The following is a 14,923-nucleotide window of genomic DNA, read 5'->3' as shown; positions in this document are numbered from 1 at the left end:
CGGTCAAACGCGATGCTGGCTGCCTGCTCCTGCGTGCCAAGCAATGCGGCCGCGCGCAATGCGCCTTCTGGGGGAAACAGGTTTCGGTGCGTCCAGCTGCCCTCTGCGCGAAAGCCCTGCCCTGTCCCATAGCCCGCACTTGCCGCCAAACTGCGCGGCGGTGCGGCCTCTTGGCGGACAAGCAAATCGGCATAAGGCGTTCCGTCGGGTGCCACGCCTTCGCCTGGGACTGCTTCAACCGAAACAGTCGACAGCAATCCTGTGGCGATCAATGCGGCGCGCAGATCATCCACTTTGCGGCTGTCGTAGAGATCATCCGTCTTAAAGCGTCGCAATATTGCGATATGTTGCGGACCGAATGCTAATGTGCCTTCCGTGCGCAATTGTCCGAAATAGCTGCGTGCGCCAGGGTCCACGGGCAAGGTGTAGTCGCCAATGCCATTTGCTTCATCCAACAATATGTCGCGCTGGCCAACATTGGCGAAAGGATAGCCATTTTGCGGCAATGCGACAGAAAGCTGTGCTTCAGCCGCCAATATGACATCTGCAACAATGGCATCGCCCGTTTTTGGCACGAATTGACCGCTTATAAGGTCAGACGGCTGCACCGATGGGCCTGCAAAAGCGATTTGCCCCAGATAATAACGGCGGCCAGGCTGAGCCGTCAGAACGACATTAACTAGCCCGCCTTGCGTTGCCGATGTTTCGGTCTGCACCTGAACATTGGCATCAAAAAAGCCCTGCCCGTTCAAAATGTCCAGCAACAATTGCCGATCCGCGCGCGCGCGCTGGCTAATCTCCGCGCGGCTATCTGCGCGGCCGCCCCTATCCTTAAGCGACGAAAGAGCATAAAAGCGCGACCGGACATCATTCCAGGCCGCCGTCTCAACCGCAATGCCATCGGCGTCTTTAGCCAGCTCTACCGTTGCGGCCGCATCCAAGCCATCCATACGCAGAATGTAGCGCACGGCGCCCGACGCGCCTTCAGCAGCCTGCGTGGGTTCAGGCGGGGGTTCCGCATCAAAATTTTCGATAGGTGGCAAGGGTTCGTCCAGCAGCGGGTCAGTCACCGGCGGATCGGGCAGTGATTCCACCGCATCATCATCTTGCACTTTTAACATCGCCGGGTCGGCAGCGGCCTGTTCCACCTGCTGCGCCGCGGAGCCATCTGCGGCACGATTGTCCTGATCCGCCTGCCAAGCTTCAATACTTTCCAACGGCGCATCATCCAGCGATGGGATGGCGGCTTTAAACTCCGTGTCCGTTATAACAGGCACGCGCGGGCCCGTTATAGGTGCCTCAGCCGCCGGATTTTGGGCAAGCAACGGCGCGGCTGCACTGCTCAAAAATAATAAGGCAATTGTTCGGATCAATCAGGCATTCCCCGGCCCCAACGTCCCCTTATGCCAAAAGGTTCCGTTTTAGTCTTACAATATCCGATAGTGCGAAAGGCAAATGTTGCAAACAAGAACGCAACGTCGGTTCGTAAATGGTGCCCGGAAGAGGACTCGAACCTCCACGCCGTTGCCAGCGCCAGCACCTGAAGCTGGTGCGTCTACCAATTCCGCCATCCGGGCACGAGACATGCAGGATTTTCCGCACGTCGGGTAGGCGCGCTCCTTTAAGCGATCAGGCGCTATTGTCAACGTCTGTGCCGCGCGCGCGGCGGAATAAGGTCAGGACCACTTAAATGTCGCCGCTGCGCCGGCCATACACATGTCGGCCTTGAAAGCTGCTTGGCGGTGGTGCAAAGCGCGCGCAGGATTTCACGCAGGCTGACGGAGCATGTATGCAGGGCAAGTTGATAACGGTTTTTGGTGGCGGCGGGTTTTTGGGCCGCTACGTCGCGCAGGTGCTGCTTGGTCAAGGCGCGCGGCTGCGGATTGCAGGCCGCAACGCCAATAGCGCCAATCATATCAAGCCGCTGGGCAATTTGGGCCAAGTGCAATTGATGCAAGCCGACATCCGCAAACCCGCCAGCGTGCAACGCGCGGTGAAGGACGCCGATGCTGTCGTCAATCTGGTGGGCAGCTTTGCCGATATGGATGCCGTTCAGAATATTGGCGCAGGCATCGTGGCCCAGGCCGCAGCGGACGCTGGCGTTGGCGCTTTGGTCCACATCTCCGCAATTGGCGCGGACGCGCATAGCGACGCTCAATATGGCCAAAGCAAAGCGGGCGGCGAAGCATCGGTGCATGCGGCATTTCCCACCGCTGTGATCTTGCGGCCATCGATTGTGTTTGGCCGCGAAGACCAGTTTATCAATCGCTTTGCCGGGCTGATCCGCATGCTGCCGGTTGTTCCCGTCATCGGCGCGGCGACAAAGTTCCAGCCTGTCTTTGCTGGCGATGTTGCCAAGGCTGTGGCCGCTGCATTGGTGCATCAGGATGGCCGCGTGCTGGAGCTTGGCGGACCGGAGACATTCTCCATGATGGAACTGAACCGCTGGATCGCCAAAGCCATTGGCCGCGACCCCCTGTTCGTTGAAGTGCCCGATATTGCAGCAAAGATGCTCGCCAAGGGAACGGGCTGGATGCCCGGCGCGCCGATTACCGATGACCAGCTGAAAATGTTGGGCTGCGATAATGTCGTAACGGGCACTGACGGGCTGGCAGCCTATGGCATCGTGCCGACGCCGTTGGATGTCATTGCCGCTGATTGGTTGCACATTTACCGCAAGCATGGCCGCTTTAGCAGCAGTCCCAAAACATGAGCGATACGATGATCGCGCTGCTCCTCGGCTTTATTGAGGGGCTGACGGAATTTTTGCCGGTATCGTCCACGGGGCATCTTATTCTGGCAGGCGAGCTGGTCGGCTTTACCGATAATAGTTCAGTCGCCTTTAAAATCGCGATCCAGCTCGGCGCGATCTTAGCGGTGCTATTGGTATATTGGCGGCGGTTTTGGGCGGTGGGCACAGGGCTGTTGAAGCAGGAAGCTGGCCCCATCACGTTCACGCGCAATATCCTCTTGGGCTTTGCCCCTGCTTTGGTGATTGGCGTGTTGGCCTATGAGGCCATTCGCGCCGCGATGCAGACACCGGAGATTGTCGCCATCGCGTTGATCGTCGGCGGCATCATCATATTGTTGTTGGAGCGCGTGGTGAAGATTGTCCGTTTCCAGACGGTTGAGGAAATCCCCTTTGGCACGGCTTTGGCGATTGGCCTTGTCCAGTGCACCGCGATGTTGCCGGGCGTGAGCCGTTCCGGCGCGACGATCATGGGCGGACTTATGATGGGCGTTGAACGCAAAACGGCTGCGGAGTTTTCCTTCTTCTTAGCGGTGCCAACAATGATGGCGGCGACGGTATATGCCTTGTGGAAAGACCGAGCGCTTTTGAACGCGGATGATCTGGGGATGATCGGGATTGGATTCACCATGGCGTTTCTGGTCGCGGTTGTCGTGGTGAAGGCGTTCGTCGCCATTGTCGGCAAATATGGATTTGCGCCTTTTGCTTATTACCGAATCATCGCAGGAACAGCGGCATTGATGTGGCTATATGTGCGATAAGTTCCGATACGGACCTTTTTATGTGAAATAATATTGCGCAGCGTTAAATTATAGTCTCAAATGATTTAATTTAGTCAATAAAGCTGCCCTATTATTGGATTTCTGCGTGACAACAGATGTTTGCCGCGTTACGCGCAGCGCTTCTCAAGGAGCGTATTGTGGCAAAAGATCCGATGCTAAAATTTATTTCGAAGCCGCAGGCTTATCCGCATAAGCGGGAAGCCGAATTGCGTGCGGAAGATTTTGCAGAAATCGCAGATCGTTATGCGCCCGCCGCAGCAGCGGATCAGGCGTCACGCTGCTCGCAATGCGGCGTGCCTTATTGTTCGGTCCATTGCCCATTGCACAATCATATCCCTGATTGGTTGCGCCTGACCGCCGAGGGGCGGCTTCGCGAAGCCTATGAGATGTCCAACCTCACCAGCACCATGCCCGAAATCTGCGGCCGCATTTGCCCGCAAGATCGCTTGTGCGAGGGCAATTGCGTTATTGAATTTTCGGGTCATGACGCCGTCACCATTGGATCGGTGGAAAAATATATCACCGATACGGCGTGGGAGCAGGGCTGGGTAGAGCCTGTCGAAGTTGGCCCATCACGCGGGCAGTCGGTGGGCATCATCGGCGCTGGCCCCGGCGGGCTGACCACGGCGGAATATCTGCGCGTCGCGGGTTATGACGTCCATGTTTACGACCGTTATGACCGTATGGGGGGGTTAATGACCTATGGCATCCCCGGTTTCAAGCTGGAAAAAGACATTGTCATGCGCCGTGTCAAACGGTTGGAGGATGCAGGCATTCATTTCCACGCCAATTTTGAAGTTGGTCGCGATGCGTCGCTGGACGATTTGCGCGCCAAGCATGACGCGGTGTTGATTGCGACAGGCGTGTATAAAGCGCGCGCGATAGCAACGCCGGGCATCGGACTAGACGGCATTGTCCCAGCGCTCGATTATCTCACCACATCCAACCGCAAGGGCTTTGGCGATGCGGTGCCTGCGTTTGAAAGCGGCGCGATGAATGCGCATGGCAAAGACGTCGTCGTCATTGGCGGCGGTGATACCGCGATGGATTGTGTGCGCACCGCGATTCGCCAAGGCGCAAAATCGGTGAAGTGCCTTTACCGCCGCGACCGTGAGAATATGCCGGGGTCACAACGCGAAGTGACCAACGCCGAAGAAGAAGGCGTCGAATTTGTCTGGCTGTCCGGCCCCAAGGGCTTTGATGGCAATGGCAAGGTCGAACGCGTGCATGTGGCGAAGATGCGACTTGCCGCCCCCGATGCCTCTGGCCGCCGCACACCGGAAAATGACCCCGAAGGCGACTTCACATTGAACGCCGATATGGTGATTACGGCGCTGGGCTTTGAGGCAGAAGACTTGCCGGTGTTGTTCAACGCACCGGACCTCAATGTCACCCGCTGGGGCACTGTGCGTGTCGATCACAATACGCAAATGACGAACCTCGACGGGGTCTTTGCCATTGGCGACATCGTGCGCGGGGCAAGCCTTGTCGTCTGGGCAATCCGCGATGGCCGCGACGTCACGCCGCATATGCACACATATCTGAAAACAAAAGCAAGCCGCGAAAAGGTTGCCGCATGACCATATTTTACCCCACCCCCGAACATGAGCGCCTTGCCCGCGAAGGCATGTATCATCCTGAGTCCGAAGGCGATGCCTGCGGCGTTGGTTTGATTGCGGCGACCGATGGCAAGCCATCGCGCCGCGTTGTTGCGGCGGGGATTGAGGCGTTGAAGGCAGTCTGGCATCGCGGCGCAGTCGATGCAGATGGCAAGACGGGCGATGGCGCAGGGCTGCATATCGACTTGCCCGTCCGTTTCTTTGACGATGCGATTGCGGATAGCGGCCACCGGCCAATGCCCAATCGGTTGGCGGTCGGCATGGTGTTCCTGCCGCGCACCGATTTAAGCGCACAAGAAAATTGCCGCACGATTGTGGAGGCGGAGATTATCGACGCGGGCTACACCATTTATGGCTGGCGTCAGGTGCCCGTTGATGTGTCCGTCATTGGCGACAAGGCGCAAGCGACGCGACCCGAGATCGAACAGATCATGATCGCCGGCCCCATGCCAGATGCGGTTGATGCGACCGAATTTGAGAAAAACCTCTACCTCGTCCGCCGCCGGATTGAGAAGAAGATTATCGCGGCGCAAATCCGCGATTTTTATATCTGTTCGCTGTCCTGCCGCTCGATTGTCTACAAGGGCCTGTTCCTTGCGGAGTCGCTGTCGGTATTCTACCCCGACCTGCAAGATAACCGCTTTGTTAGCCGTGTCGCGATTTTCCATCAGCGTTATTCGACCAACACTTTCCCGCAATGGTGGTTGGCGCAACCATTTCGTGGCCTTGCGCATAATGGTGAGATTAACACCATACGTGGCAACCAGAATTGGATGAAAAGCCACGAGATCAAGATGGCGAGCATCGCCTTTGGCGCGCATTCGGATGATATCAAGCCCGTCATTCCCGCCGGATCATCGGACACTGCCGCATTGGACGCGGTGTTTGAAACCTTGGTCCGTTCGGGCAAGGAGGCGCCGACGGCCAAGCTGATGCTGATTCCTGAAGCATGGCAGTCAAACCCCAATTTGCCCGCCAACCACCGCGCCATGTATGAATATATGTCCAGCGTCATGGAGCCATGGGACGGCCCTGCCGCTTTGGCGATGACCGATGGCCAATGGGCCGTTGCAGGCGTGGACCGCAACGCACTGCGCCCGTTGCGCTACAGCCGCACATCGGACAATTTGCTGGTGATCGGTTCCGAAACCGGAATGGTCGTCTTGCCCGAAACGACGATATTGGAGAAAGGCCGCCTTGGCCCTGGGCAGATGATTGCCGTCAATCTGGATGAAGGCAAATTATACCGCGATGGCGAGTTGAAGGACCGCATTTCTGCCGAGCAGGATTATGGCGCATTGGTCCGCGGTTTCCGCCGCATCACTGACTTGCCCGAGGCTGGCGACGACAGCGCGCCCGCATGGTCGCGCGCGGAATTGACGAAGCGTCAGATCGCCGCGGGCATGACATTGGAAGATGTGGAAATGATCCTCGCGCCGATGATCGAAGATGGCAAGGAAGCCATTGGGTCGATGGGCGACGACACGCCATTGGCCGTGATCAGCGATAAGCCGCGCCTGATCAGCCAATTCTTCCGCCAGAATTTCAGCCAAGTCACCAACCCGCCCATCGACAGCTTGCGCGAACGGCATGTGATGAGCCTTAAAACGCGCTTTTCCAACCTGGCCAATATCTTGGAGGAAAAGAGCCAGAATGCCGATGTCTTGGTGCTGGACAGCCCAGTGCTGACGGCGCGTGATTGGCGCAGGCTGAAGGCTGCCTTTGGGTCGCTGGGTGCAGAGATTGATTGTACTTATGATATCTCGACCGGGCAAGAGGGCCTGCGGGCCGCGATCGCACGTATTCGCGAAGAAGCGGTTGCCGCAGTGCGCATGGGCAAATCCGAACTGTTCCTGACCGATGAGAATATCAGCGCAGATCGCGTCGGTATCGCGATGATCCTCGCCGCCGCCGCTGTGCACACGCATTTGGTGCGCAATGGCCTGCGCAGTTACTCGTCGATCAATGTCCGTTCCGCCGAATGCTTGGACACGCATTATTTTGCCGTGCTCATCGGCGTCGGCGCGACCACAGTGAACGCCTATCTTGCCGAAGCGGTGATTGCCGACCGGCATGGACGCGGCTTACTTGATGGCTATAGCTTGACGCAAGCGGTTGAAAATTACCGCACCGCGATTAACGAAGGTCTGCTGAAGATCATGTCCAAAATGGGCATTGCCGTTATCTCCAGCTACCGTGGCGGTTATAATTTTGAGGCGGTTGGCCTGTCACGCGCATTGGTCAACGACTTCTTCCCCGGCATGCCGAACAAAATTTCGGGCGAAGGATATCAATCATTATATGTCAACGCCCGCGACCGTCATGATGACGCGTTCGATGCTGCCGTGGCCCGCCTGCCCGTCGGCGGATTTTACAAGCAACGCGACGGCGGGGAGGAACATGCTTATTCCGCTGGCCTGATGCATTTGCTGCAAAGCTCCGTCGCGAATGATAGCTATTCAACCTACACCCAATTTGCACAAGGCGTGAAGGAGCTGCCGCCAATTTACTTGCGCGATTTGCTGGAATTCAATTTCGCCAAAGAGCCGGTCGCGATTGACGAAGTCGAGGCAATCACCGAAATCCGCAAGCGCTTTGTCACGCCCGGAATGTCACTTGGCGCGTTATCTCCAGAGGCGCATGAAACATTGGCGATTGCCATGAACCGCATCGGCGCAAAGGCCGTTTCGGGGGAAGGCGGCGAGGACAGCAAGCGTTTCAAGCCCTATGAAAATGGCGACAATGCCAATAGCGTCATCAAGCAGATCGCCAGCGGCCGCTTTGGCGTGACCGCCGAATATCTCGGCGCGTGCGAGGAAATTGAAATCAAGGTCGCGCAGGGTGCAAAGCCGGGCGAAGGCGGGCAATTGCCGGGCTTCAAGGTGACCGAAATGATCGCGCGGCTGCGGCATTCGACACCGGGCGTAACGCTCATTTCACCGCCACCGCATCACGACATTTATTCGATCGAAGATCTGGCGCAGTTGATTTACGACCTTAAGCAAATCAACCCGCGCGCACGGGTATGCGTGAAGCTTGTCAGTGCGGCGGGGATCGGCACGATTGCAGCAGGCGTTGCCAAGGCGCATGCCGATGTCATCTTGGTCTCCGGCAATGTCGGCGGCACGGGTGCAAGCCCGCAAACCAGCATCAAATATGCGGGCACGCCATGGGAAATGGGCCTGTCCGAGGCGAACCAAGTGCTCACGCTCAACGGCCTTCGGCACCGTGTGAAACTGCGTACCGATGGCGGTCTGAAAACCGGACGTGACATTGTGATCGCCGCGATATTGGGCGCCGAAGAATTTGGCATTGGCACGCTCAGCCTTGTCGCCATGGGCTGCATCATGGTGCGGCAATGCCATTCGAACACCTGCCCCGTGGGCGTATGTGTTCAGGACGAAGCCTTGCGCAAGAAATTCACCGGCACGCCGGAAAAGGTTATCAACCTGATGACCTTCATTGCCGAAGAAGTGCGCGAGATATTAGCGAAGCTTGGCTATCGCAGCCTTAATGATGTCATTGGCCGTACAGAGCTGCTGCGCCAGGTCAGCCGGGGGGCCGAGCATCTCGATGATCTCGATCTCAACCCGATTTTGGCCAAGGTAGATGCGCCCGACAGCGCGCGCCGTTTCAGCATCCCGACCTTCCGCAATGAAGTGCCCGATAGCCTTGATGCGCAGATGATCCATGATGCGCGGCCCGTGTTTGAACGGCGTGAGAAGATGCAGCTGACCTATAATGTCCGCAACACGCACCGTGCAGTGGGCACAAGGTTGAGCTCTGAAATCACGCGGCTATATGGCATGAAGGGCTTATCCGAAGGGCATGTCCATGTCCGTTTGCGCGGTTCCGCGGGCCAATCGCTTGGCGCATTTTTGTGCCAGGGCATTACGTTGGAAGTCTTTGGCGATGCCAATGACTATGTCGGCAAGGGCCTGTCGGGCGGGACGATCATCGTACGTCCCACAGTCAGCAGCCCATTGACCAGCCAGCAAAACAGCATCATCGGTAACACCGTGCTTTATGGTGCAACATCCGGCCATTTGTTCGCGGCAGGACAAGCCGGGGAACGTTTTGCGGTCCGTAATTCCGGCGCGCATGTCGTGGTTGAAGGCTGCGGGTCCAATGGTCTGGAATATATGACCGGCGGTATGGCGGTTATCTTAGGCAAAGTTGGCAGCAATTTTGGCGCGGGTATGACAGGCGGCATGGCCTTTATACTCGATACCGAAGGCAGTTTTGGCGACATGGCGAACCCGGACAGCATCATATGGCAACGCCTTGAAAGCGCCTATTGGGAAGATGCGCTGAAGGCCCTGATCACCGAACATGCGCGGACAACCGACAGCGCTTGGTCGAAGTCAATCATCGAAGATTGGGACCGCAGGCGCGGCGAATTTTGGCAGATTTGTCCAAAGGAAATGCTCACGCGGCTTAGCCACCCTTTGTCCGACCATGAGGCGTTGGAAGCCGCCGAGTAAAAAGAACTGCGGCAGGCTGAGCATCCTTGTTCAGCCTGCACGCAGGCCACCGAGCCGCATACATATTGGGAATCGCCGCTAGCCAATTGCCGCTTTCCCTGCTTTATTCGTCACCTCAAATTGTGACGGAGAAGCTTTATTTATGCGTAGCCTGTTAATCGCCGGATCCTTATTTGCGCTTTCGGCGCCAGCTTTTGCCGATGCCAATGATGATCTCACGGCCTTGGTAGAGGACGTCTGGGCGACGACATTGAAAGAGGCGCCTGTCTACGCGAGCGCGCTGGGCGTGAATGCTTATGCCCAAGAGCTTGGCGATTATACGCTGGCGGCGCAGGACCGCAGAGCCGCCGATGCCGCAAAGTTCCTCGCCCGTTTGGATGCCATTCCCGCAAATAGGCTGAATGCAGCATCCAAGGTCGAGGCAGGCATATTAAGGCGGTCATTAATGTCCACCATCGAAGGCAATCAGTTCGGTCAGCGCGCTATCAACTTCACCACTTATTCAAGCTGGCACCAACAACTCGCCAGCATGTCGCGCAACTTGCCGTTCAAGACCAAGACGGATTTTGAAAGCTATAATGCGCGTCTGGCGCAATATGCCCGCGTTAATGACGAGAATATCGCGGTCGCCAATGTCGCCATTAAGGGCAAATTTACGCAGCCTTGCGAAACACTGACGGGATTTGAAGGGACGGTCAGCGGACTTATCACATCCGACATTCGCCAGTCGCGTTTTTACGGCCCTTATGCGGCAAAGCGTCCCGCAGGCATTTCGGAAAGCGACTTTGCGGCGCTGGCGGCTAATGCCGAGGCAACGATCAGAAACATCATTCATCCGGCGCTGGCCAAGCAGTTGGCGTGGTACACCGCAAGCTACAAGCCCGCTTGTGCCAAGGCCCCCGGCGTGTCGGCGCAGCCAAATGGCGCGGCCTATTACGCCTTTCGCATCCGTGAGGAAACCACGACCAACCTGACCGCAGAGCAGATTCACCAGATTGGCCTCAGCGAAGTATCACGCATTCGCGCCGAAATGGTCGAGGTCGCGAAAAAGGCAGGCTATCCCAGCCGCGAAGCGTTCATTGAACATCTGCGTACCGACCCGCAATATTATGCCAAAACGCCGGAGGAGCTGATGGAGAAGGTCGCGCGGGTGACCAAGATCATCGATGGCAAAATGCCAAGCCTGTTCGGACGTCTGCCCCGCCTGCCATATGGCATAAGAGAAATTCCGGCGGAAACTGCCGAAGGCACGACCACGGCTTATTATAATCCAGGGTCGCCCGAAATTGGGATATCCGGCACCTATTTTGTCAATACGTCGAAACTGAGCCAGCGCCCATTCTGGGAAATTCCGGCGCTGTCGGTACATGAAGGGGTGCCGGGGCATCATCATCAGATCGCGTTGCAGCAGGAGCTGCCTTTGTCCGATTTCCGCAAATATGGCGCGTCCTTTACCGCCTTTACCGAAGGCTGGGGGCTATATTCCGAACGGCTGGGTATCGAAATGGGTCTATATGACACAGCGGCCAAGGATATGGGGCGATTGTCCTATGAAATGTGGCGTGCGTGCCGCTTGGTCGTCGACACCGGCATTCATGCCAAGGGTTGGAGCAAACAGCAGGCCATCGCCTTCATGACCGACAATAGCGCTTTGTCCGCCGCCAATATTGAGGCGGAGGTAAACCGCTATATCAGTTGGCCGGGTCAGGCGCTCGCTTACAAATTGGGTGAGCTGAAAATCCGCGAATTGCGCGATATGGCAAACAAGGAACTCGGGCCGAAATTTGATCTGGCCGCGTTCCATGACGCCGTGCTTGGGCAAGGGTCCGTACCGCTCGACGTGCTCGAGCAACAAATCAAGGACTGGGTCGCGGCGGAAACAGCGAAGGGCTGAATTTAGCCTTTTGGCTGGGGAAGCGGCTCGGCCTCTGCATTAGCCGCTTCTTTGGCGTCCAACTCGGCCTGCAACTTGGCTTCCCGTTCGGCGCGGCCTTTTTCAAAGTCCACGACGCGCGCTTCCACTTCGGCGGCTTCAGCATCGATGCCGGCCATGCGCTTCTTGCGTTCGGCGGCGATCAAGCGGCCAAAAGTAATGCCGGGGTCTTGGGCTTTTTCGGCATAAGCCTTGTTAATCTCCGCCAAGCCGCAGCCAGTAAAACCGCCAGCGCCAGATGGCGAGCAGCTCATCGTGCCGCTTGCTGCGACATATTCGTAAGATTTAATCCGCTCTGACATCGCTTCGTTGCGCCGGTCATTGGGGGCGTCGCGCAAGCTGGTCGGTATGCGATAGCGGTCCGCCTCCCCCATACGGGCGCAGACGACAATTTCATCCCCAACGCTTTCGGGGCATTTGTCGTCGCCATAGATGATAAGCTGATTGATTTTTTCATCACCAGACTTCGCAGCTGGTACATCCTGCGCCGAAGCTTGAACCGATAGCATCAAGGCGATGCTCGCGAGCGAAATTCTGGTCATTGCTTTCACGAGATCATCTCCAAATCACTGTTTGCCTGCTTTTGAACATTGCAGGCTGAATGCTGTATGAAGCCTATATATGTTTCGACACGGCAATGGCGGTGCGGCAACCCATGCGGACCAACGCGCTCATCAACGGATAGGCAGGCGCACGTTCCGCGCCTTGCGCCAAGGCCGTGGCCTTATGTTCCAATTCGTCGGCTTGGAAATCCAAAATCATCGCCGATAATTCGGGATCACTGTCGCCAATTTCGGCGAGTTGTTCGCCATAATGGCGGTCGATTTCGGTTTCGACGGCAACAGTGCAGGCCATGGCGGCCTCCGGCCCAATTGCCGCAGATACAGCGCCAAGCGCAAAGCCCGCGACATTCCAGATCGGGTGCAACGCCGTGGGGCGGACGCCGCGTTCGGCCATCATTTTGTCAAAGGCGTTGAGGTGGCGTTCTTCTTGTTCGGCCATATGCGCGATGCTGCGCGCCGCAGGCGTGCGATCACCCATCACCGCAAGCTGCCCCGCATAAATCCGTTTCGCGCCAAACTCACCCGCTTGGTTCACGCGGATCATGCGTTCCATTGCCCGTATCCGCTGCGCGGAGGTTTTCAAACTTTCTTGCGGCGCCATATCATTGCCAAGATGAGCATTGCGCCGCCGAACGACAAGAGAAAATTATACCCCGCAAGCGAAATGCCAAATAAGCTCCACGGCGCAACGTCACAACGCACCAAGGGGGCGTTCATAATCGACTTGAGCAATTCATCGCCGCTACCCGAAATCGTCGCGGTGCAAGCGGTCAACCCCTCCCAATAGCCATATTCCACGCCCGCATGAAACCCGCCAATCAGGCCGCTGCTGGCAATCGCCAATGCCGCCAAAGCGACCAAGGCATTGCGATAGCCAGCGTTGCCGACGCCAAAAGCGACCAGCGCAATAGCCACCGCCGCAAAATGCGGGTAACGCTGCCACCAACACATTTCACAAGGGAAAAGCCCGCCAATATATTGCGACCCATAAGCCCCCCCGAGCAATGCAGCGGGAAGCAAAAAAGCCAGCCAATGGGCGGTGTCAAATTTTGGTGTCATAACTAGTTATATCTAGAGAAGTGTCATGTTGAAGCAAGTTGTAAGTGACCCCATGGTGCCACTCTCCCCCAAACCGTCATCCTGCACGATGGATGCTGAAACAAGTTCAGCATGACGGGGTTGGAGGCAAATTCGTCATCCTGAATGAAACTCGTCACCCTGAACGAATCTCGTCATCCTGAACTTGTTTCAGGATGACGCAGTATGGCGGCTTGTTATCCTGAAACAAGTTCAGGATGACGCGGGGTTAAATTCTTCGGCTCCAGCATGACCGGCAAGAGGGAACCACCCTCAATTCTTAACTTTGCCCTTCATGGGTTTTGCCGCGAGTTTCATCGTCCGGGGTCCGAGCCGCTGCAGCGTTTCCATTGCATAATATAATTGGAAGTCCTCAATGCCTTTTGCCTTCAACTGCTCGGTTGTCATGGCGAAGCGCGGATCGTCGGTTATGTCTTGTTCCAGATCCTTATTATTGTCTTTCAATTCATTGACCAAATGACGGCGCAGGTCAGATTCGCGGATGGACACACGGCTTTTATAATCTGGGTCCGTCAATTGCGGTACGCGAATATCCGGTTTGATACCGCCTTCCTGCACCGAACGGCCCGATGGCAAATGGTAACGCGCAACCGTCAGGCGCAAACCCGTGTCGCGCGTCAGGGGCAGGACATTCTGCACCGATCCCTTGCCAAAGCTGCGTTCCCCCATGATGAGGCCACGATGATGGTCTTGCAAAGCGCCCGCAACGATTTCGGAAGCCGAAGCCGACCCCGCATCGACCAACACAATGATCGGCGCGCCGCCGGTCACGTCACCCGGAACGGCCCGTTCGGCCCACCAGCGGTCCACATTGCGCGGATCGCGGCCGCGTTCGGACACAATCTCCCCCTTGGTCAAAAACGCATCGGATACGACAACCGCCTCATCCAATATGCCGCCCGGATTGGAGCGTAAGTCAATGATATAACCCAATGGATTGCCGCCGACACTCTTTTTGATACCGGCCACTGCGGCAACAACGTCGGCACCGGTCTGTTCGGAAAAGCCCGTGACGGAGATAATGCCGATGCGGTCTTTCACTTCCCATTGCACGGGTTTCAGGTCGATAATCGCCCGCGTCAGCGTCACATCAAATGGCCCATTGCGTCCAGGGCGGAAGATTGTGAGCTTAATCATTGTGCCCGGCGCCCCGCGCATGGCCTCCACCGCTTCGTCCAAGGTGCCGCCGACGATCAACTTGCCGTCCAGATGCGTGATGAAGTCGCCGGACTTGATGCCTGCCTTGTCGGCGGGCGTGTCCTTCGTCGGCGCGATGACCTTCACCGCTTCATCTTCAAGCGTTACGGAAAGCCCAAGGCCGCCATATTCGCCATCAATTTGCGTCCGCAGTGAATTGAAGTCAGAGCGATCGAGAAAACCGCTATGCGGATCAAGGCTGGACAGCATCCCCTGTATCGCGCCTTCCATCAATTTTTTGTCATCGACCTTGTCGACATAGCTGGATTTGACTTTGCGATAGACGGCCAGGAATTCATCAAGATCCTCAATCTGCTGCGCCTGATATTGTTGTTGCTGCATATTTTGCGCAACGAGCACCGTGCCGGGCACGGCTATGGCCACGACAATCGCCAAAGCAGAGGGCAACAAACGGTTCTTCATAGATAATTTCCAGTTCATCTTATTGTCGTTGCTATATCTTGCCTTAACCCAGTGTGAAAGCAGGTTTACGTCGGG

10 protein-coding genes and 1 tRNA gene are annotated in these 14,923 nt (G+C 56.8%); 5 read left to right on the top strand and 6 right to left on the bottom strand.

Going from position 1 to position 14,923, the window contains the following annotated elements; all coding sequences use genetic code 11:
• On the bottom strand, positions 1-1,346 hold a 1,346-nt coding region (locus ACILP3_RS08640), incomplete at its 3' end, for an autotransporter assembly complex family protein (protein ID WP_395616248.1).
• A gap of 144 nt (positions 1,347-1,490) precedes the next feature.
• Positions 1,491-1,577: transfer RNA gene (locus ACILP3_RS08635), tRNA-Leu, on the bottom strand.
• Positions 1,578-1,789: 212 nt separating this feature from the next.
• On the opposite strand from ACILP3_RS08635, the gene ACILP3_RS08630 reads away from it, so the two are divergent.
• The 5 genes from ACILP3_RS08630 to ACILP3_RS08610 all read left to right on the top strand — a co-directional run bounded on the left by ACILP3_RS08630 (position 1,790) and on the right by ACILP3_RS08610 (position 11,528).
• Complete coding sequence (locus ACILP3_RS08630) at positions 1,790-2,713, top strand: complex I NDUFA9 subunit family protein (RefSeq protein WP_395616247.1); 924 nt, start codon at positions 1,790-1,792, stop codon at positions 2,711-2,713.
• Positions 2,710-3,510 carry an undecaprenyl-diphosphate phosphatase gene (locus ACILP3_RS08625; protein WP_395616246.1) on the top strand — a complete coding sequence of 267 codons (801 nt, stop codon included), beginning with the start codon at positions 2,710-2,712 and terminating at the stop codon, positions 3,508-3,510. The genes ACILP3_RS08630 and ACILP3_RS08625 overlap by 4 nt, the downstream gene beginning before the upstream one ends.
• A 158-nt stretch (positions 3,511-3,668) precedes the next feature.
• Entirely contained in the window at positions 3,669-5,111 is a 1,443-nt protein-coding gene (locus ACILP3_RS08620) for an NAD(P)-dependent oxidoreductase (RefSeq protein ID WP_395616245.1), read from the top strand.
• Positions 5,108-9,634: a glutamate synthase large subunit gene (gene gltB / locus ACILP3_RS08615; RefSeq protein WP_395616244.1), complete on the top strand. Its 4,527-nt coding sequence runs from the start codon at positions 5,108-5,110 to the stop codon at positions 9,632-9,634. The genes ACILP3_RS08620 and gltB overlap by 4 nt, the downstream gene beginning before the upstream one ends.
• A gap of 142 nt (positions 9,635-9,776) precedes the next feature.
• Entirely contained in the window at positions 9,777-11,528 is a 1,752-nt protein-coding gene (locus ACILP3_RS08610) for a DUF885 domain-containing protein (RefSeq protein WP_395616243.1), read from the top strand.
• A 2-nt stretch (positions 11,529-11,530) separates the two neighbouring features.
• On the opposite strand, the gene ACILP3_RS08605 is transcribed toward ACILP3_RS08610, so the two are convergent.
• From ACILP3_RS08605 to ACILP3_RS08590, 4 genes are all read right to left on the bottom strand, one after another.
• The gene (locus ACILP3_RS08605) at positions 11,531-12,109 is read right to left on the bottom strand and encodes a hypothetical protein (protein ID WP_395616252.1); all 579 of its coding nucleotides are present in this window, start codon (positions 12,107-12,109) and stop codon (positions 11,531-11,533) included.
• 73 nt (positions 12,110-12,182) lie between these two features.
• The gene (locus ACILP3_RS08600; RefSeq protein WP_395616242.1) at positions 12,183-12,731 is read right to left on the bottom strand and encodes a demethoxyubiquinone hydroxylase family protein; all 549 of its coding nucleotides are present in this window, start codon (positions 12,729-12,731) and stop codon (positions 12,183-12,185) included.
• A complete protein-coding gene (locus tag ACILP3_RS08595) occupies positions 12,710-13,189 on the bottom strand; it encodes a disulfide bond formation protein B (RefSeq protein ID WP_395616241.1) in 480 nt (159 codons plus the stop codon). Before ACILP3_RS08595 ends, ACILP3_RS08600 begins: the two co-directional genes overlap by 22 nt.
• A 291-nt stretch (positions 13,190-13,480) precedes the next feature.
• The gene (locus ACILP3_RS08590; RefSeq protein ID WP_395616251.1) at positions 13,481-14,848 is read right to left on the bottom strand and encodes a S41 family peptidase; all 1,368 of its coding nucleotides are present in this window, start codon (positions 14,846-14,848) and stop codon (positions 13,481-13,483) included.
• Between the last annotated feature and the right edge of the window lie 75 nt (positions 14,849-14,923).

The organism is Sphingorhabdus sp. (genome assembly GCF_044239665.1).
Classification (GTDB): Bacteria; Pseudomonadota; Alphaproteobacteria; order Sphingomonadales; family Sphingomonadaceae; genus Sphingorhabdus_B.
The sequence above is the reverse complement of the archived record's forward strand: the minus strand, read 5'-3'. Positions and strand labels throughout refer to the sequence as shown.